Origin of the sequence: Amycolatopsis sp. NPDC005232, from assembly GCF_040607795.1 — a bacterium.
Taxonomy (GTDB): Bacteria; Actinomycetota; Actinomycetes; order Mycobacteriales; family Pseudonocardiaceae; genus Amycolatopsis.
In genome coordinates this window covers 1-17,630 of the sequence record NZ_JBEXHL010000032.1, presented here as the reverse complement: position 1 = coordinate 17,630, position 17,630 = coordinate 1, and the positions used below count along the sequence as shown (strand labels likewise).

Annotated in this window: 21 protein-coding genes; 12 read left to right on the top strand and 9 right to left on the bottom strand. The window is 72.1% G+C overall.

The features are described 5' to 3' along the window. The first annotated feature begins 21 nt into the window (after positions 1-21). From ABZU76_RS40070 to ABZU76_RS40060, 3 genes are all read left to right on the top strand, one after another. Positions 22-729 carry an FCD domain-containing protein gene (locus ABZU76_RS40070; RefSeq protein WP_354879992.1) on the top strand — a complete coding sequence of 236 codons (708 nt, stop codon included), beginning with the start codon at positions 22-24 and terminating at the stop codon, positions 727-729. Positions 730-814: 85 nt separating this feature from the next. Next, positions 815-1,594, top strand: coding sequence for a cyclase family protein (locus ABZU76_RS40065; protein WP_354879989.1), 780 nt, complete (start codon positions 815-817; stop codon positions 1,592-1,594). After that, complete coding sequence (locus ABZU76_RS40060) at positions 1,591-3,225, top strand: thiamine pyrophosphate-binding protein (RefSeq protein ID WP_354879986.1); 1,635 nt, start codon at positions 1,591-1,593, stop codon at positions 3,223-3,225. Before ABZU76_RS40065 ends, ABZU76_RS40060 begins: the two co-directional genes overlap by 4 nt. A gap of 34 nt (positions 3,226-3,259) precedes the next feature. Here the strand turns inward: ABZU76_RS40060 and ABZU76_RS40055 are convergent, their stop codons facing one another. The 3 genes from ABZU76_RS40055 to ABZU76_RS40045 all read right to left on the bottom strand — a co-directional run bounded on the left by ABZU76_RS40055 (position 3,260) and on the right by ABZU76_RS40045 (position 4,751). Further along, positions 3,260-4,012 (bottom strand): SDR family oxidoreductase, encoded by a 753-nt coding sequence (locus ABZU76_RS40055; RefSeq protein ID WP_354879983.1) that lies wholly within the window; start codon positions 4,010-4,012, stop codon positions 3,260-3,262. Positions 4,013-4,161: 149 nt separating this feature from the next. Next, positions 4,162-4,386 carry a cytochrome P450 gene (locus ABZU76_RS40050; RefSeq protein ID WP_354880221.1) on the bottom strand — a complete coding sequence of 75 codons (225 nt, stop codon included), beginning with the start codon at positions 4,384-4,386 and terminating at the stop codon, positions 4,162-4,164. Beyond that, positions 4,341-4,751, bottom strand: coding sequence for a hypothetical protein (locus ABZU76_RS40045; protein WP_354880230.1), 411 nt, complete (start codon positions 4,749-4,751; stop codon positions 4,341-4,343). The genes ABZU76_RS40050 and ABZU76_RS40045 overlap by 46 nt, the downstream gene beginning before the upstream one ends. 549 nt (positions 4,752-5,300) lie before the next feature. Here ABZU76_RS40045 and lepB point away from each other — a divergent pair. Both lepB and ABZU76_RS40035 read left to right on the top strand, forming a co-directional pair. Then, positions 5,301-6,218, top strand: coding sequence for a signal peptidase I (lepB, locus tag ABZU76_RS40040; protein WP_354879980.1), 918 nt, complete (start codon positions 5,301-5,303; stop codon positions 6,216-6,218). Between the two features lie 49 nt (positions 6,219-6,267). Continuing rightward, positions 6,268-7,446: a hypothetical protein gene (locus ABZU76_RS40035; protein ID WP_354879977.1), complete on the top strand. Its 1,179-nt coding sequence runs from the start codon at positions 6,268-6,270 to the stop codon at positions 7,444-7,446. Here the strand turns inward: ABZU76_RS40035 and ABZU76_RS40030 are convergent. Both ABZU76_RS40030 and ABZU76_RS40025 read right to left on the bottom strand, forming a co-directional pair. Next, entirely contained in the window at positions 7,416-7,994 is a 579-nt protein-coding gene (locus ABZU76_RS40030) for a TetR/AcrR family transcriptional regulator (RefSeq protein WP_354879974.1), read from the bottom strand. The two genes, ABZU76_RS40035 and ABZU76_RS40030, sit on opposite strands and share 31 nt — an antisense overlap. Continuing rightward, positions 7,991-8,416, bottom strand: coding sequence for a nuclear transport factor 2 family protein (locus ABZU76_RS40025; RefSeq protein WP_354879971.1), 426 nt, complete (start codon positions 8,414-8,416; stop codon positions 7,991-7,993). Before ABZU76_RS40025 ends, ABZU76_RS40030 begins: the two co-directional genes overlap by 4 nt. Before the next feature lie 217 nt (positions 8,417-8,633). On the opposite strand from ABZU76_RS40025, the gene ABZU76_RS40020 reads away from it, so the two are divergent. Continuing rightward, positions 8,634-9,131, top strand: coding sequence for a cupin domain-containing protein (locus tag ABZU76_RS40020; protein ID WP_354879968.1), 498 nt, complete (start codon positions 8,634-8,636; stop codon positions 9,129-9,131). Between the two features lie 4 nt (positions 9,132-9,135). On the opposite strand, the gene ABZU76_RS40015 is transcribed toward ABZU76_RS40020, so the two are convergent. Together ABZU76_RS40015 and ABZU76_RS40010 are read right to left on the bottom strand one after the other, a co-directional pair. Then, complete coding sequence (locus ABZU76_RS40015) at positions 9,136-9,807, bottom strand: hypothetical protein (RefSeq protein ID WP_354879966.1); 672 nt, start codon at positions 9,805-9,807, stop codon at positions 9,136-9,138. Then, on the bottom strand, positions 9,804-10,313 hold the full coding sequence (locus ABZU76_RS40010) for a SigE family RNA polymerase sigma factor (protein ID WP_354879963.1): 510 nt from the start codon (positions 10,311-10,313) through the stop codon (positions 9,804-9,806). The genes ABZU76_RS40015 and ABZU76_RS40010 overlap by 4 nt, the downstream gene beginning before the upstream one ends. Before the next feature lie 120 nt (positions 10,314-10,433). On the opposite strand from ABZU76_RS40010, the gene ABZU76_RS40005 reads away from it, so the two are divergent. Together ABZU76_RS40005 and ABZU76_RS40000 are read left to right on the top strand one after the other, a co-directional pair. Continuing rightward, entirely contained in the window at positions 10,434-11,804 is a 1,371-nt protein-coding gene (locus tag ABZU76_RS40005; protein WP_354879960.1) for a M20 family metallopeptidase, read from the top strand. A gap of 255 nt (positions 11,805-12,059) precedes the next feature. Further along, entirely contained in the window at positions 12,060-12,557 is a 498-nt protein-coding gene (locus tag ABZU76_RS40000) for an ATP-binding protein (RefSeq protein WP_220240491.1), read from the top strand. Between the two features lie 34 nt (positions 12,558-12,591). Here ABZU76_RS40000 and ABZU76_RS39995 read toward each other — a convergent pair whose 3' ends face one another. Next, positions 12,592-13,218, bottom strand: coding sequence for a DsbA family oxidoreductase (locus ABZU76_RS39995; protein WP_354879957.1), 627 nt, complete (start codon positions 13,216-13,218; stop codon positions 12,592-12,594). Positions 13,219-13,901: 683 nt separating this feature from the next. Here ABZU76_RS39995 and ABZU76_RS39990 point away from each other — a divergent pair. Next, positions 13,902-14,255, top strand: a complete 354-nt coding sequence (locus tag ABZU76_RS39990; RefSeq protein WP_220240488.1) for a YciI family protein — start codon at positions 13,902-13,904, stop codon at positions 14,253-14,255. A gap of 7 nt (positions 14,256-14,262) precedes the next feature. Then, positions 14,263-15,453 (top strand): RNA polymerase sigma factor, encoded by a 1,191-nt coding sequence (locus ABZU76_RS39985; protein WP_354879954.1) that lies wholly within the window; start codon positions 14,263-14,265, stop codon positions 15,451-15,453. Here the strand turns inward: ABZU76_RS39985 and ABZU76_RS39980 are convergent. Further along, positions 15,450-16,304: an EamA family transporter gene (locus tag ABZU76_RS39980; RefSeq protein ID WP_354879951.1), complete on the bottom strand. Its 855-nt coding sequence runs from the start codon at positions 16,302-16,304 to the stop codon at positions 15,450-15,452. The genes ABZU76_RS39985 and ABZU76_RS39980 overlap by 4 nt on opposite strands. 83 nt (positions 16,305-16,387) lie before the next feature. On the opposite strand from ABZU76_RS39980, the gene ABZU76_RS39975 reads away from it, so the two are divergent. Then, complete coding sequence (locus ABZU76_RS39975) at positions 16,388-17,290, top strand: LysR substrate-binding domain-containing protein (RefSeq protein WP_354879949.1); 903 nt, start codon at positions 16,388-16,390, stop codon at positions 17,288-17,290. Beyond that, positions 17,287-17,630 (top strand): peptide-methionine (S)-S-oxide reductase MsrA (gene msrA, locus ABZU76_RS39970; protein ID WP_354879946.1); only part of this gene is annotated, 344 nt, incomplete at its 3' end. The genes ABZU76_RS39975 and msrA, both read left to right, overlap by 4 nt.

The window sequence follows — 17,630 nt, the reverse complement described above, 5'->3', positions numbered from 1 at the left end:
GTCGAGGAGGCGGTCCGATCGATGGGCCAACCGGACAACGTGCGGTACCTCGGGTCACCCGGCCAGGCGCTGGCGGGGATCCAGGACTGGATCCTCAGCGCGCGGCTGGGCGCGGGCGACCCCCTGCCCGCCGCACGCGACCTGGCTCGGGCCCTCGGCGTCGGGCCCGCGCACGTGCGCGACGGAGTCCGCGCCCTGGAGGCGGCGGGCGTACTCGAACCGGCGGCCACGGGCACGGCGGCCGCGGTCGTCGCCGGCGAACCGAGCGGCGCGCTGCACAAGCTGCTCCGGCTGCACCTCTCGCTGTCGCGGTTCGCCACCGGTGACCTCATGTCCATCCGGCTCGAGCTCGAACGCTCGTCGGCGGCGCGCGCGGCCCGCGGCGCGGCTCCGGAGGACCTCGAACAGCTGCGGGAGGTCACCGCCGAGATGGGCCGTCCCGGCGTGACCCGCGTGCGGTTCCGCGAGCTCGACTCCGGCTTCCACCTCGGCCTCGCCCGCGCCGCGCACAACGATCTCGCCGCCGTGCTGCTCGCCTCGCTCGGAGACGCCGTGGGCGACGAGATGACCGCCGGGTACGCCCGGACGGCCGACTGGCCCGCCACGGCGTGGCAGCTCGCGACCGAACACACGTGGATCCTCGACGCGATCGAAACCGGCGACCCGGATCGTGCGTCGGCCGAGGTGACGCGGCACATCGCCGGCTTCTACGGCCTGCGCGCCGGCTGAGCGGTTCCCCGGAACCCCTTGCGGGGCATAGGGTCTCCCCCAGGTTTCACGGATGAGCAGTTCACCGTCGAGCACTGGAGGACACATGTCGTTGCTGGCCGAGCTGAGCGCGGCGATCACCGGGGGTGGCATCGAGGTCGTGGACCTCACCGCTCCCCTGACCTCGAGCACCCCGATCCTGCAGCTGCCCGAGCCGTTCGCGAACACGATCCCGTTCCGGCTCGAGGAGATCAGCCGCTACGACGAGCGCGGCCCGCGCTGGTACTGGAACGACATCCACACCGGCGAGCACACCGGCACCCACTTCGACGCGCCGGTGCACTGGCTGTCCGGAAAGGACGGTCTCGACGTCGCCCAGGCGCCGCTGAGCACGCTCGTCGCGCCCGCGGTGGTGCTCGACGCGTCGGCGAAAGCCGAGGGCAACCCCGACTTCCTGCTGTCCATCGAAGACGTGCGCGAGTGGGAGTCCGAGCACAGCGCGCTGCCGGCGGGCGCGTGGCTGCTCTACCGCAGCGGCTGGGACGTGCACTCCAGCGACCAGGACGAGTTCCTCAACGCCGACGAGTCCGGCTCGCACACCCCCGGCATCTCGCCGGAGTGCGCCAAGTGGCTCGCCGAGGAGACGCCGATCGCGGGGCTGGGAGTGGAGACCGTCGGCACCGACGCCGGTCAGGCGCCCGGGCTCGACCCGGCCTTCCCGTGCCACGAACTGCTGCTCGGCGCGGGCAAGTTCGGCCTGACGCAGCTGCGCAACCTGGCGAACCTGCCCGCCACCGGCGCGATGCTGGTGATCAGCCCGCTGCCGATCGTCGGCGGCTCCGGCAGCCCGGCCCGAGTGTTCGCGCTCGTCGAGCGTGGCGCGTGAAGGTCGCGGAACTCGTCGGGCGCACGCTCGCCGACCTCGGCGCGGGTATGGCCTTCGGCGTGGTCGGCAGCGGCAACTTCGAGGTGACCAACGCGCTGCGGGCGGCGGGCGTGCGCTTCGTCGCCGCGCGCCACGAAGGCGGCGCGGCGAGCATGGCCGACGCGTACGCGCGGATGAGCGGCCAGGTCTCCGTGCTGAGCCTGCACCAGGGCTGCGGGCTGACCAACGCGATCACCGGCATCACGGAGGCCGCGAAGAGCCGCACGCCGATGGTCGTGGTCACCGCCGACGCCGCCGCGGCGGCCGTGCTGTCGAACTTCAAGATCGACCAGGACGCGCTCGGCATCGCGGTGGGCGCGGTGGCCGACCGCGTGCATTCGGCGGAATCCGCTTTCGCCGACACGATCCGCGCGTTCCGCACCGCGCGGCAGGAGAACCGGACCGTCGTGTTCAGCCTGCCAATCGACCTGCAGCAGCACGAAGCCCCGCCGCCCGGCGAAGCGCCGGAGATGCCCGGTCCCGCGCCGATCCGGCCGGAGACCGCGGTGTCCGACGAGCTGGCGGAGCTGCTGTCCGACGCGCGGCGCCCGGTGTTCATCGCCGGCCGCGGCGCCCGTGGCCAGGCCACCGCGCTGCGGGCGCTGGCCGACGTCACCGGCGCCCTGCTGGCGACCTCGGCCGTGGCCAACGGCCTCTTCCACGACGACCCGTGGTCACTCGGGATCAGCGGCGGCTTCTCGTCACCGCTCACCGCGGAGCTGATCGCGGACGCGGACCTGGTCGTGGGCTGGGGCTGCGCGCTGAACATGTGGACCACGCGCCACGGCAAGCTGCTCGGGCCGCGGGCTCGGCTCGTACAGGTGGATCGCGAGCAGGCCGCGCTCGGCGCGCACCGGCCGATCGACCTCGGTGTGGTCGGCGACGTCGCGGCCACGGCGGTCGACGTACTGGAACTGCTGGAAGCGCGCGGGCACAAGGCCGCGGGCTACCGCGGCCCCGAGGTCGCGGCGCGCCTGGCGGCCGAGGTGCGCTGGAACGACGTGGCGCACCTCGACAACTCCGGCGACGGCCGCATCGACGCGCGCACGCTCAGCGCCCGCCTCGACGACCTGCTGCCCGCCCGGCGGGTGGTGTCGATCGACTCGGGCAATTTCATGGGTTACCCGAGCGCGTACCTGTCCGTGCCGGACGAGAACGGGTTCTGCTTCACGCAGGCCTACCAGTGCGTCGGGCTCGGGCTGGGCACGGCGATCGGCGCGGCCCTCGCGCGCCCGGACCGGCTGCCCGTGCTCGGCGCCGGCGACGGCGGGTTCCACATGGCGATCTCCGAGCTGGAGACGGCGGTGCGGCTGCGGCTGCCGCTGGTGGTGATCGTCTACAACGACGCCGCCTATGGCGCTGAGGTCCACCACTTCGGCGACGCCGACCTCGACACAGTGCGCTTCCCCGACACGGACCTCGCGGCGATAGCCCGCGGGTTCGGCTGCACCGGCGTCACCGTGCGCACGCCTGGCGACCTGGCCGCGGTGACGAGGTGGCTCGACGGTCCTCGCGAAGCGCCGCTGGTGATCGACGCGAAAGTCTCCGACGACGGTGGCTCGTGGTGGCTCGCGGAAGCGTTCGGGCACTGAGACTTTTCGGGGCACGGAGACTTTCGGCCCTGTATCAGTGTTTGCTGCCCGTCCGCGCCGCGATCCGTGTCATCAGCGGGCGGGGCAGCAGCTTCCCCAGCGCCGCCGCGGCCTTGTACCGGACGTCCGGCACGCTCACCGCCGTGCCGCGGCGGAAGTCGCGGATCGCGGCGGCGACGAGGGTCTCCCCGTCCAGCCACAGCGAGTCCGGGATGCCACTGGTGTCCATTCCGGACCGTTCGTGGAACTCCGTGCGCACCCAGCCGGGGCACAGCGCCATCACGTGCACCCCGCTGCCGCGCACCTGTTCGCGCACGCTGTCGCTGAAGACGACGACCCAGGCCTTCGACGCACTGTAGGTGCCACGCGAGAAGAACGCCGCCACCGACGCGACGTTGATCACTCCCCCGCGCCGTCGGGCCAGCATGCCGGGCAACGCCGCCTTCGTGATCCGCAGAACGGCCTCGCAGTGCACCCGCAGCATGTCCAGCTCGGCGGCCACCTCGGTCTCGAGGAACTCGGCCTGCTGCCCGAACCCGGCGTTGTTCACCACCAGGTCCACCGTGGCCACGCGCTGCTCCACGCGGGTGATCCCGGCGTCCGTGGCGAGGTCCGCCACGAGGACCTCGACCGGCACGCCGTGGTCGGCCCGCAGCGAGCGCGCGAACTGCTCGAGCCGGGCGGCGTCCCGGGCGACGAGCACGACCCCGAATCCGTCCGAGGCGAGCCGGCGGGCGAACGCCGCGCCGATTCCGGCTGTCGCGCCGGTGACGAGAGCTTCGGGCATGCGCGGCAGTCTAGGCCGGGCACTCACCAGGTCATCGGGAGCCGGGCGATCGACCCGCCCACCTGGTCGCCGAGTTCCGTGCCCAGCATGGGGATCTCGGTGAACGGGACGGCCAGGCGCAAGTCCGGCATCCGCCGCAGCAAAGCGTTTTACGCGGCGCGCAGCTCCACCCGCGCGAGCGGAGCGCCGATGCAGTGCGACATGCCGTAGCTGAACGCCGGGTGCGGGTTGGGGCGGCGCCCGACGTCGAAGCGCTCGGGATCGGCGAACACGAGGTCGTCGAAGCCGGTCGAGTAGTGGTCGCACAGCACGAGATCACCCGCGCGGATCACCATGTCGGCCACGGCGATGTCCTCGGCCGCGTACCGCGGCACGCAGGATTCGGCGACCCGGCCCACGCGCAGCACCTCTTCCACGGCCGTGTCGAGCAGGCGCGGGTCGGCCCGCACACGGTCGCGCTGGCCGGGGTGCCGGCGAGCAGTGCGATGCCCGCGCTGAGGTTGCTCGGCGTGACGAGGAACGAGAAGCTCGCGAGCGCGAGCAGGCCCGACACATCGGCGTCGTCCGGGATCATCTTGCACAGCGTGGACGCGAGATCGTCGCCAAGGGTGCTTCGTTTGTGGCGCGCGAGCTCGCGCAGGTACGCGTACAGCTCGTCCAGCGCCGCGGCCGCCGCGTGCTCGGCGTCGACCTCGCCGGCGCCGAGGAGCAAGGCGAGAAAGCCGTCTGAATCGGGCACGCCGACGAGGTCGCACAGGATCCGGAACGACAGCGGCAGCGAGAAGTCGTGTGCAGGTCGGCCGGGGGCCCGGCCGCGAGCACGACGTCGATCTGCTCGTCGACCATCGCCGCGACGCGGTCGGCCAGACGCTGCATCTTGCGGCCGGTGAAGTGGGGCACGAGCGCGCCCCGGATGTCGCCGTGGCGTTCGCGGGCCGCGGCCGGTCGCCCGGATCGGGGTGTGTCTTGCCCAGCCGCGGGTCGAGCAGCAGCTGCCTGAGCTCCGCGAGCCGGGTGACGAGCCAGGCTTCGTCACCCGCCGGCGTCCGCACGCGGGCCACCGGACCGGTGTCACGCACGGCGCGCAGCACCGGATCCAGCTCGCCCAGCACCAGGTTCCCGCATTTCAGCACGGGTGTGTCCACCGCCGGCTCCCTCCGGTCAAGATCACTTCACGCCAAGCGGGCGCGACTGCGGGAAACCCCAGTGATCCCTCAGCGGGACGACACCCCGATCGTGATCGGTGGTGCTGCGGCGGCGCTGAGCGGGAAGTCGGTAGCCTGGCCCCGTGGTCGACCCCATCCCCCGCGGTTCCGCCGAGAGTGACCCCGAACGTCCTGATCAGGACGGTGAGGGCGAGTCGTCCGGTTCGGACGGTCGCGGACGCAAGGCGCGCAAGAAACGTCCGTTCTGGCAGGAACTGCCGATCCTGATCGTGATCGCCCTCGTGCTCACGATCCTGATCCAGCAGTTCGTGGCGAAGGTCTTCATGATCCCGTCCGAGTCCATGGAGACCACGCTGCACGGCTGCACGGGGTGCTTCGGCGACCGCGTGGTCGTCGACCGGGTCACCTACGACTTCACCGACCCCTCGCCGGGTGACGTGATCGTGTTCCGCGGACCCGGTCCGTGGACGGAACACGAGATCGCGCCGCAGGAGCCGAGCAACATCTTCGCGAAGGGACTGCGCGAGCTCGGCTCGCTCGTCGGCTTCGCGCCGCCGGACGAGCAGGACTTCGTCAAGCGCGTGATCGCCGTCGGCGGGCAGACGGTGCAGTGCTGCGACCCGCAAGGCCGGGTGATCGTCGACGGCAAAGCGCTCGACGAGCCCTACATCCACTGGATCGACCCGAACGACCCGGCGCAGAAGTCGTTCGCCCCGGTCACCGTGCCGCAGGGCAGCCTGTGGGTGATGGGCGACAACCGCAACGACTCGTGCGACTCCACCTGCCAAGGCGGGGGCGGTGTCAACGGCACGGTGCCGGTCGACGACGTGATCGGCAAGGCGCGCTTCATCGTGCTGCCGCCGTCACGCTGGGGCGGGGTCAGCGACTTCGACGCGCAGGACTCGGCGACGCCGGTGGCGCTCGGCGCGCCGGCGTGGCAGCAGGGCCTGCCGCTCGGCGTGAGCGTGGCGCTGTCGGTGCCGACGCTGTTCGTCGGCCGACGCACGCGGGACGCACTGCGCAAGCGTCGCCGCGGCTGATCGCGTTCCGCCAGGAGAGTTCACGCGAGTCCCGTTAAGGTCACCCGACGTGGACAGCGCGCGCGAACCCTACGACCGCGAAGCCGCCGAGCAGTGGTTCCGGCGGCGCGGCCTGCCGTCGGTGGTGCGCGGCCGCCCGGCTCACCTGCTGGTGCGGATCGTGCCCGCCGAGGTGTTCGTGGTGCTCGGGTTGCTGTTCACCACGGCCACGTCGGTGCTCGACGGCGGCAGCGACGACGAGTTCGCGCGGCGGATGGACCAGACCTGGTTCGCGCTGCTCTACCTCGTCGTGCTCCTCGCGTACGTGGTGGTGCCCTCGGTCGGCGCGTGGCTCGCCGCGCGCTGGGTCCAGCGGCGCGTGCCGGCGCGGCGGGGCACACCCGTCGCGCTCGGGGTGGCCGCGGTGTTCCTGGTGCTCAACCCGATCGTCGACGCCGCGGCGCCGCCGCACGACTCGCTGGTGGTCGGGGTGCTGGAACAGCTCGGGTTGCTGGTGGTGCTGCTCGTCGCGGCGTTCTTCGGCGGCGGGTCGATTCTCGGCTGGGCGCTGCGGGCCGCGTTCCGCCAGCTCGGCCGCCTCGGTGACCTCACGTCCCGCGCCTTGCCGCTGCTCCTGCTGTTCACCGTGTTCGGTTTCTTCACCACCGAGATCTGGCAGGTCACCGCCGACCTCACCCGGCACCGGATCTGGCTCGTCGTCGGGCTTTTCTCGGTGGTGGCGGTGCTGTTCCTCGTGTCCACGCTGTCGGACGAGGTCCGGTCGCTGACGAAGGCGAAGAAGCCCGCCGAACCGGACACGCTGGACGGGACCCCGTTCGCGTCGTGCACCGATCCCGCGCCGGAGCGGGTGCCGTTGACCAAGCTGGAGCGGGCGAACATGGTGCTCGTCCTGCTGCTCACGCAGATCCTGCAGACGCTCGTGCTGTCGGTGCTCACGTTCGTGTTCTTCGTGGCGTTCGGCGTGATCACGGTCCGCGCGCCGGTGATCAAGTCATGGGTCGGGCACGATCCGACACCGGGCACCCTGTTCGGTATCCAGATGCCGATCGCCAACGAGCTGCTGCAGGTGTCGTTGTTCATCGCCGCGTTCTCGGCGCTGTACTTCGCGGCCGGCGCGGTCACGGACTCGACGTACCGCAGCTCGTTCTTCGAGCCGCTGGTGCGGCACCTGGACACGAGCCTCACGGCCCGCGACCACTACCTCGCGCGCTTGCCCGTGCGCGGCTGAGCCCGCAGCCCTTCCACCACGAGGTGCAGCAGGCGGTCCGGCAGCTTCGGGTCGTCCGGCGTTTCGTCGGCTGCCTGACCGATGGCGCCGGCGAGGCGCAGGAGGTCGGCGATCGTCGCACCCCTTTGGGCCTCCCCCGCCTTTTGTGCTCGGGCGAGCAGCGTTTTCCCGGTCTGTTCAACGGGAATCCGCGACGCCGCGAGTGTCGCGTTCGGACGGTCCTGGCCCGTCGCCGCCGCGATGGCCTGCCACGCACGGTGGCGGTCGACCACGGCCCTCAGCCACGTACCGAGGGCACCGAACGCGTCGTCGGCGCGCGCCAGCTCCCGGCCGAGGTCGAGCAGCGCGTCCACCTCGCCCTGGAACACCGCGTCGAGCAGGTCTTCGCGGCGCGGGAAGTGGCGGTAGAGCGTGCCGATCCCGACGCCGGCCCGGCGCGCGATCTCCTCGAGCGACGCGCCCGTGCCGTGGGCGAGGAACGCCACCCCGGCCTCGGCGACGAGCCGGTCGCGGTTGCGGCGGGCGTCGGCCCGCAGCGGGCGGGTCACGCGGCTTTGAGGTGGTGGCTGAGGTCCCCGGCCAGCGCCACGTGCGGACGCCGTTCGACGAAGCGCCACGCGCCGTGCGAGCGTTCGAAGCGGTCGTCGTAGTGGCCCGACGCGATGGGCTGCAGCGGCAGCCCGGGTGCGGCCTGCAACGCAGTCCAGTAGCTGTGGGCCGTGGCAGTGCCGGCGGCCTCGTCGACGTGGACGCGCACGTTGGTGGTCAGGTGGCGGGTGCGCGGGGTGCCGTCGGGATAGCGCACGAGCGTGTCGTGGAAGTACCGCTCGACGGCTTCGCGCCCCGTCGCCGGGTCGCCGCCGGCGAAGGTGCCGTGGGCGAACAGCTCGCCGACCGCGGCGAAGTTCCCGGCGTCGACGTGCGCGGCGTAGGTGAAGATCAGGTCCTCGATGGCCTCGCGTGCGGACATGGTCGCTCCCTGTGTGTAGAGCCTGCGCTTAAGAGGAGGGGTGCCTCCGTTCCACTATACGGAGGTACCCCTCCTCTTCGCCAGTGCGGTGTACCGGTCACGGAAAACCGTTGGCGCGCTGGGGAAATTCACGGCACTGGGCCTGGTCGGAGCGTGGTAGGTTCGCCGCGGATCCGGCGCCGCCGCGATCCCACGACGGACTTCCCGGGGGCTTCACATGTCCATCGTCATTCCCAGCTTCGACGACTCCGTGATCGTGCGGTCGGGCGACGCCGAGGTCATCGGCCGCGCACCCACGACCGTCAAGCTGCTCGCCGACAGCAGCTCCACGGGCGGCGCCCTGTCGACAATCCAGGTCGAGCTCAAGGACGGCGCCAACGGCGCGGCGCCCCACCACCACGCCGGCTCGGCCGAGCTGTTCTACGTCCTCGGCGGCACCGTCCAGGTCCTCTCGGGCGACACCGTCGTCACCGCCGACCGCGGTGACCTCGTCGTCGTGCCGCCCAACCTGACCCACGCCTTCGCCGCCGCGCCGGGCGAAGACGCCGACCTGCTCATCGTCATCGCGCCGGGCGTCGAGCGCTTCGAGTACTTCCGCCACCTCGAACGCATCGCGTACGGCAAAGCAGCCCCCGAAAGCCTCCTGGAGGTCCAGGAAATCTACGACACGTACTTCAGCGCGAGCGCGGCGTGGGAAGCGGCGCGGACGGTCTGAGCCGTTACTTCGGCAGCGCGTCACCCACCGCGCTGTACGCGTTCATCGGCAACGTCGAGATGCCGCCCAAGACGGTGGTGTCGCGGCGGGGGAACCAGAACACCGTGACCGCCAAGGCCTCGACGCGCTGGGTGTCGGCGCCGTACATCAGGCCGCCCACCTCCGCGGTGACGCGGGTGGCGGGGCCGGAGTAGTAGCCGTAGAGCGGCAGGTCCCGGCCCGGGCGGCCCGCGGTGAGCGCGTGGAAGCCGGGTGAGCTCGCGCGGGAGCCGGTGGCGAGCTCGGAAGTGATGCCGTCGCCGTCGCGGTGGCCGAGCACGAGCTGGTACGGCGAGGCGTCAGGTCCGGCCGGTGCGCGTTCGAAGAACAGCACCACCTCGCCTTCCGGGTCCACGATCTTGGTGCCCACCACCTCGCCGATCGGAGCCGCGGCGCGTAGTTCGGGCTGGGCCGCCGTCACGGCCAGTGTGGTCACCGCGGGCGAGTCGGGCGTCCGCAGCAGTTGCGCGCCCACGACGACGCCGACCAGCACGACCACCGTCGCGGCGGCGGCCGACAGCCGGCGCACGCGACGACGCCGGCGTCCCCTGCGCATCACGTTCGCCACGTCCACGGCCGTGAACGCCACGGCGGGCGGTTCCGCCAGCACCCCGCGCAGCGCTTCGAGATCCGTCACGACGCCTGCCCCGCCGCGCACGAGTGCCGCTCGGCGGCCGTGCCGCGCATCTTCGCCAGCGCACGCGAGTTGGTGCTCTTCACCGTGCCCAGCGACACCTTCAGCTCGGCCGCGACGTCGGCCTCCGACAGGTCCCAGAAGTGCCGCAGCACCACGATCGCGCGTTCCCGCAGGCTCAGCGGCGCCAGCGCCCGCATGAGCCACTCCTGGTCGACGACGCCGACGGTGAAGTCGCGTTCGACGGCGCGCTCGGGCACCTCCTCGGTGGCCTGCTCGCGGTACGGGCGGCGCCAGCGGTCGATCACGTGGTTGGCCAGCACCTTGCGCGCGTAGGCGAACGGGTCCTGCTTGCGGATCCGCGGCCAGGACGTGTACGTGCGCACCAGCGCGGTCTGGACGTCGTCCTCCGCCTGGTGCCGGTCGCCGGTCAGCAGGTAGGCGGCGTGCAGCAGCCGCGGCGAGACCGCGCGGACGAAGTCCGCAAACTCACTGTCACCTCGGGCCATGCCGGTCCTCGCGCGCGTACATGACCGGTCAGACGAGCGGGACCGCGAAAAGGTTGAGTCCATTCTCGTCGGGCCCGGGTGCTACAACGGACCCGGCGTCCCCCGACCGGAAGGTGCTCGATGCAGCGCGCGGACACGATCGACCAGGCCCTGGAGCGGTTCGACTCCGGCGAGCTCTTCGCCGAGCTCGCCCGCCGCGTGGCGCACCGGACCGAGAGCAACCTCACCGCCGGGCACCCGCGGCTGCGCGCGTACCTCACCGACGAGCTCGCCCCGGCCCTGGAAGCCCTGGGCTGCCGCACCCGGGTGGCCGAGAACCCGGTGGCGCCCGAGTGCCCGCTGCTGGTGGCGACCCGCCACGAGTCCGCCGACCGGCCCACGGTGCTGCTCTACGGCCACGGCGATGTCGTCAACGGCGAAGCACCCCGCTGGCGCGAAGGCCTCGACCCGTGGACGCTGATCGCCGAAGGCGAGCGCTGGTACGGCCGCGGGTCGGCCGACAACAAGGGCCAGCACACGCTGAACCTCTTCGCCCTGCGCGAGGTGCTGCGGGCCCGCGGGCAGCTCGGGTTCAACCTCGTCGTGCTCGTCGAAACCGGTGAGGAACGCGGCTCCCCCGGCCTCGTCGAGGTGTGCGGGCAGCTGCGCGACGAGCTGCGCGCGGACGTCCTGATCGCGTCCGACGGGCCCCGCGTGCGCGCCGACCTGCCGACGCTGTTCCTCGGCTCGCGCGGCGTCACGCAGTTCACGCTCACCGCGGACCTGCGCCCGCGCGACCACCACTCCGGCAACTGGGGTGGCGTGCTCCGCAACGCGGCCACCACACTGGCCGCTGCGATCACCTCCCTTGTGGACGGACGGGGCCGGATTCTGGTGCCGGGACTGCGTCCCCCGGCGATCCCGGAATCCGTGCGCGACGCGTTGGCCACCGTGCCGGTCGGCGGCGGAGCGGACGACCCGGCCGTCGACGAGGGCTGGGGCGAGCCGGATCTCACGCCCGCGGAACGACTGTTCGGCTGGAACACCGTGGAGGTGCTGGCGTTCCTCGCCGGCACGCCAGCGTCACCGGTCAACGCCATCCCGGGCCGCGCGGAGGCGACGCTGCAACTGCGGTCGGTGGTGGGCACGGACCTCGCCGGGCTCGAGCCGGCGCTGCGGAACCACCTGGCGGAGCACGGTTTTCCGATGGTCGAAGTCGCGGTCACCGAAAGCCGGCCGCCGACGCGCACGGATCCCGATCACCCCTGGGTGCGCTGGGCCGCCGACTCCGTCGCCCGCACCACAGGCAGCGCGCCCGTGCTCCTGCCCAACCTCGGCGGGACGATCCCCAACGACGCGTTCGCGGAAGTCCTGGACATGCCGACGATCTGGCTCCCCCACTCGTACCCGGCCTGCGCCCAGCACGCGCCCGACGAGCACCTGCTCGCTCCGCTGGCGCGCGAGGCCGTCGCGATCATGACCGGCCTGTTCTGGGACCTGGGCGACAAGTGATCGTTCACATTCCTGAACCCGGCACGTCCGCACCGGGCATTTCCGGCATCCCGTTCATCGACGTCGTCCACTCGACCTTCGCGGTGGGCCACTCGAAGCTGTGACCTGGGACGTTCACCGCGCGACTCCGGACGCGTGAGGCGTGCGGACACGCACATCGACCTCCCGCCGCGAACCCGCGGGAGGTCGATGGCATGATGCCCCAACCGGTCCCGCCCGCGGAGGGCGGCAGTGAGCCGATGAGGAAGGTGAGGCTTGAGCACGCGCACCACCCAGGTGGACGATCTCCGACTGGTGGCTCAGCCCAGTGCGGTTCCGTGCACCGAGCTGTTCGTCCGCCTGATCTTGTCGGACTGGTCGCTCCTGCCGATGCTGGAACAGGTCACCGCCACCACGTCGCGGCTCGTCGGCGACATCGTGGACCAGAGCAACACCGCCGCCCCCGCGTTCATCACCGTGCGACTGCAGCTGCGCGGCGAGGTGCTCGTGGTCGAGATCGAGGACGACCTCGTCGGCCCGAACCCGCCGCGAACCGCGCCCGGCGACCGGATCGGCGTGGAGCCCCTGCGCAACGGCCGTCTCACGTGGTGCGAGATGCCGCTGCCCAGCGGCATGACGGCGGGCCAGGTCCGCCTGCCGCGTCGGCAGGAACGCCGCACCCTCGTGGACGAGCCCGTGTCGGGCGCGCCGGTCGCCGCCGACCCGGAAGTGCTGGAACGGCTGCTCAACCGGCTCAGCGGCTGGTCCGATTGAGCACGCCGTCCACAGTGGACCCGGTGGTCTCCGGTCAGGCGGCGCGCTCGCTCCACGCGCGCTCGAGCGCCTGCGCGAACACCTCGGTGGCCTGACCACCCGCGACGCCGATGCGCCGGTCCAGCACGAAGAACGGCACCCCGGTCGCGCCGAGCTGCGCCGCTTCCCGCTCCTCCGCCCGCACGGCGTCGGCGTAGGCCGCCGGATCGGCCAGCACCCGGCTCGCGTCGTCGCGGTCGAGACCGGCCTCCACCGCCACGTCGAGCAGCGTGTCCCCGGTGAACAGCGGACGCGCCTCGGCGAAGTTGGCCGTGAACAACGCGTCCACCATCTGGCGCTCCAGCCCGCGCTCGCGTGCGAGGTGCATCAGCCGGTGGGCGTCGAAGGTGTTGCCGATCTCCCGGTCGGACCGGTACCCGAGCCCGACCTCCGCGACGAGCCCGGCGAGGCGCTCCTCCATCTCGACCGCCTGCGGCCCGTACCTCGCGGTCAGCATTTCCTGCAACGGCTCCACCGTGTCGCGCGACGGGTCCAGCTCGAACGACCGGAACGTCACCTCCACCTCGTCCCGGTGCTCGAACCCCTCCAGAGCCGCCTCGAACCGCGCCTTCCCGAGGTAGCACCACGGGCAGATGACATCGCTCCAGATTTCCACGTGCATGTCCTCAGCCTAAGGACCGCGGGGGTGATCCAGAAGTACGCACTCCCAGGTAACCGACCCCTTCCTGCGCGGCGACGAAGCTGGGCCCGGCGGGTGTGGGACGACTCACCACGCGGCGGACCCACGCAGGGTGACCGCCCGGACCACCCGGCCGTAGGCCCAAGCTAGGAGTTTGCCTAGTTCCCGCCCGTTCCAATCGGAGGTGTGGAGCGACCTGGGACGAAGACCGAAGCCCGGCGGGACGACGCCGGGTCCGCCTCCGAGTCACGGCCGCGCACGGCGTGGGAACGGACGGGCGGGCTCGTGGGCCGGCTCGTGTCGTCGCTGCCGTCGCTGGTGTTCGTGGTGGTGAACTCCTTTGCGGGGCTCATCCCGGGGATCGTGAGCTCCGTGGCGTCCGGCGTGGTGTTCGTGGTGCTGGCGGTGGTGCTAGGACCGCACGGGCTGGCTCGCCTTCGCCAAGATCGCCATGGGCAACCCGCTCACCGGCCTCGCGTTCGGGGCCGCCGCGTGGGCGATCCACTACGCGAGCAAGCGCGAGAAGCTCCTCGCCGACGCGTAGTGCCGAGAACCCGGCAAAGCGAGAAGTTTTTCCCTTCGTGGTGTCGAATGGCGTCGAGCCGGTTCGTGGGCAGGGTGAGGGACCGGCGAACGGACCGGTCGCCCGAGCGAAGGAGCCCACCATGAAGCAGTACCTGCTCGCCGTCCAGCTCGACGAGAGCAAGCCGGAGCCCGAAGAGGACTTCGAGCCGATGCTGGCCCGGACCGGCCGGGTCACCGAGGACATGAAGTCCGCCGGGGTGTGGGTGTTCGTCGGTGGTCTGCGGCCCTCGCACGCGTCCACGGTCGTGCGACCCGGAGACGGCACGGTCACGATCACCGACGGCCCGTTCGCCGAGACGAAGGAACAGCTCGGCGGGTTCTGGGTGATCCGGTGCGACGACCTCGACCAGGCGCTCGCCTGGGCCGAGAAGTGCGCGCTGGCCTGCGGGCAGCTGATCGAGGTGCGCCCGTTCGACGACATCTCGCAGCGCTGAGGCGCCGGTGGACCTCGACAGCGTCTACCGGGCCGAGTACGGCCCCTGCGTGGCCACGCTCACGCGCCTCCTCGGCGACATCGGGCTCGCCGAGGAGGCCGTGCAGGACGCGTTCGCGGTGGCCGTCACCAAATGGGCCGATGCGCTGCCGCCCAACCCCGGCGGGTGGATCGTGACGACCGCACGCAACCGCGCCATCGACCGCCTGCGCCGGGAGTCCACGCGCGAGGCGCGCCACGCGCAGGCGCTGCTGCTGAACGAACGCGACGAGCCCGAGGAGGTGGGACCCGTGCGCGACGACCAGCTCCGCCTGATCTTCACCTGCTGCCACCCGGCGCTGTCGCCGCTCGCGCAGACCGCGCTCACGCTGCGGCTGCTCGGCGGGCTGGAGGTGCCGGAGATCGCACGCGCCTACCTCGTGCCGGAGGCGACCGTCGCCCAGCGGATCGTGCGCGCGAAGAAGAAGATCCGCGACGCGGGCATCCCCTACCGGGTGCCCGGCGCGGCCGACCTGCCCGACCGGCTGCCGCCCGTGCTCACCGTGCTCTACCTGGTTTTCAACGAGGGCTACACGTCGACGTCCGGCGAGCTGCTGCGGACGGACCTGTGCGCCGACGCCGTCCGCCTGGCGCGGGCGCTCGCCGAGCTGATGCCGGACGAGCCGGAGGTGCTCGGGCTGCTGGCGCTGCTCCTGCTCACCGAAGCCCGCCGGCCGGCGCGCGTGGGTCCCTCGGGTGAGCTGGTGGTGCTCGCGGAGCAGGACCGGTCGTTGTGGAACCGCGAGCTGATCGCCGAGGGGCACGACCTGGTGCGCCGTTGCCTGCGCCGGGGGCAGCCGGGTCCGTACCAGCTGCAGGCCGCGATCAACGCCGTGCACACGGACGGGCCGGCCACCGACTGGACGCAGGTCCTGGCGCTCTACGACCAGCTCCTGCAGCACTCCCCGACCCCGGTCGTAGCGCTCAACCGGGCGGTCGCCGTGGCCGAGGTGCACGGTCCGGCGGCGGCGCTGGCCACTGTGGACGAGCTGGACCTGCCGGGGTACCACCTGCTGCCGGCCACCCGCGCCGACCTGCTCACCCGGCTGGGCCGGACCGCGGAAGCCGTCGCCGCCTACGACGAGGCGATCAGCCTGGCCAGCAACGACACCGAACGCGCCTTCCTGCGAACGCGCCGGGCTCGCCTGGCCGAAACCTAAGGCGCCACAACGGGTTCCCGCGCGCCCGTGCGTTCGGCACCGATGCCCGCCGCCACCACGAACAGCACTCCCGCGGCCGCGGCCAGGTCGGGCACCTGGTGGAGCACGAGCAGCCCGATCGTCATCGCGATAGCGGGTTCGAGGCTCATGAGCGTGCCGAAGGACGACGTTGTGAGCCGCCGCAGCGCGAGCATCTCGAAGCTGAACGGCACCACCGGCAGCAGGATCGCGAGTCCCAGCCCGGCAAGCAGCAGCTCCCACGACAGGTGCCCGAACACCGCCGGCCCCTGCACCAGCGTCGCCACGATCGCCGCCACCGGCATGGACACCGCGAGGCCCCGCACGCCCGACACCTCGTCGCCGACGCGCTGCGTCAGCAGGATGTAGGTCGCCCAGCAGACCGCCGAGGCGAGGGCGTAGCCGACGCCGACCAGGTCCGCCCCGCCCTCCCAGGGTTCGGTCAGCAGCAGCACGCCGACGGCGGCGAGCACGGGCCACAGGCGTTTGCCGCCGCGCCCGCGCGTGATCGCGACCGTGAGCGGGCCCAGGAATTCCAGCGCGCTCGCGGTGCCCAGCGGCAGCCGGGCGACGGCGGCCATGAACAGCATCGTCATGCCGGCGGTGACGACGCCCAGCACCACGCACGCGAGCAGCGTCGAGCGGCTGAACGACGACGGGCGCGGGCGGACCAGCACGAGCAGCAGCACCCCGGCCCAGGCGAGCCGCAGCCACGCGGCGCCCTCGGGCCCGACTCGGTCGAACAAGCCGACGGACAGCGCCAGGCCGAGCTGCACGCAGAGCATCGCGGCGACGGCGAGCGCCGCCCCGGTGCGGGTGGAGGAGGAGAGCACGCGTCCAGGAGAACCGATGGTCACCGTTCGTGTCCACGTGCCGATCGTGGACGTACTGTCCGGGAATCCTGGACAATGGCGGCATGGACACCCGCAGGCTGCAGTTCCTCCTCGAGCTGTCGCGGCTCGGCTCGATGCGCGCCGTCGCGGATGTGCTCGACACCACCACGTCGACGGTGTCGCAGCAGATCGCCGCGCTGGCGCGGGAGACGGGCGCGCCGCTGCTCGAACCGGACGGCCGCCTCGTCCGCCTGACCCCGGCCGGGCAGCGGCTGGCCGAGCACGCCGTGACGATTTTGGCCGCCGTGGAGGCCGCGAGGGCGGACCTCGACCCGCACGCGGAGCCGGCGGGCACCGTGCGGGTGGCGGGCTTCGCCACGGCGATCCGGCGCGCTCTGCTACCGGCGGCCGACCGGTTGGCGCGGACGCATCCACGGGTGCGGCTGGTGATCAGCGAGTACGAACCTGCCGAAGCCATGACCCAGCTGCTGGCCGACGACGTCGACCTGGCGCTGATCTACGACTACGACCTCGCGCCCGCGACCACCGACCGGTCGCTCGACGTCCGTCCTCTGTGGACGGCCGAGTGGGGGCTGGGCGTGCCGGCGACGGACGCGGGTCGGGTGACCGGCGAGGGCACGCTCGCCGTGTTCGAGGCGTTCCGCGACCGCGACTGGATCGGCAACTCCCGCAACCGCGCCGACGAGGACGTGGTGCGCACGCTGGCGTCGATGGCCGGGTTCACCCCGCGCGTCACGCACCTGGCCGACAGCCTCGACCTCGTGGAGGACCTGATCGTCGCCGGGCCCGGCGTCGGGCTGCTGCCGGTCGCGCGCCCGACGCGGCCGGAGGTGGCGCTGCTGCCGCTGACCGGGCCGGACGTGCGGCTGCGCTCGTTCACGGCCACCCGGCGCGGGCGGGACGCGTGGCCGCCGCTCGCGCTCGTGCTCGGCCTGCTGCGGCGCCGCTACGATGGCGAACCATGACCACGGAAAAGGCGATCCTCGCGGGCGGATGTTTCTGGGGCATGGAGGAACTGTTCCGCCACCAGCCCGGCGTCGTGTCCACGCGCGTCGGCTACAGCGGCGGCGACACCCCCAACGCCACCTACCGCAACCACGGCACCCACGCCGAGGCCATCGAGGTTCTCTACGACCCCTCCCAGACCGACTTCCGCAACCTGCTGGAATTCTTTTTCCAGGTCCACGACCCGACCACGAAGAACCGCCAGGGCAACGACATCGGCCTGAGCTACCGCTCCGCGATCTACTTCACCAACGACGAACAGAAAAAGGTCGCCGAAGACACCATCGCCGACGTCGAGGC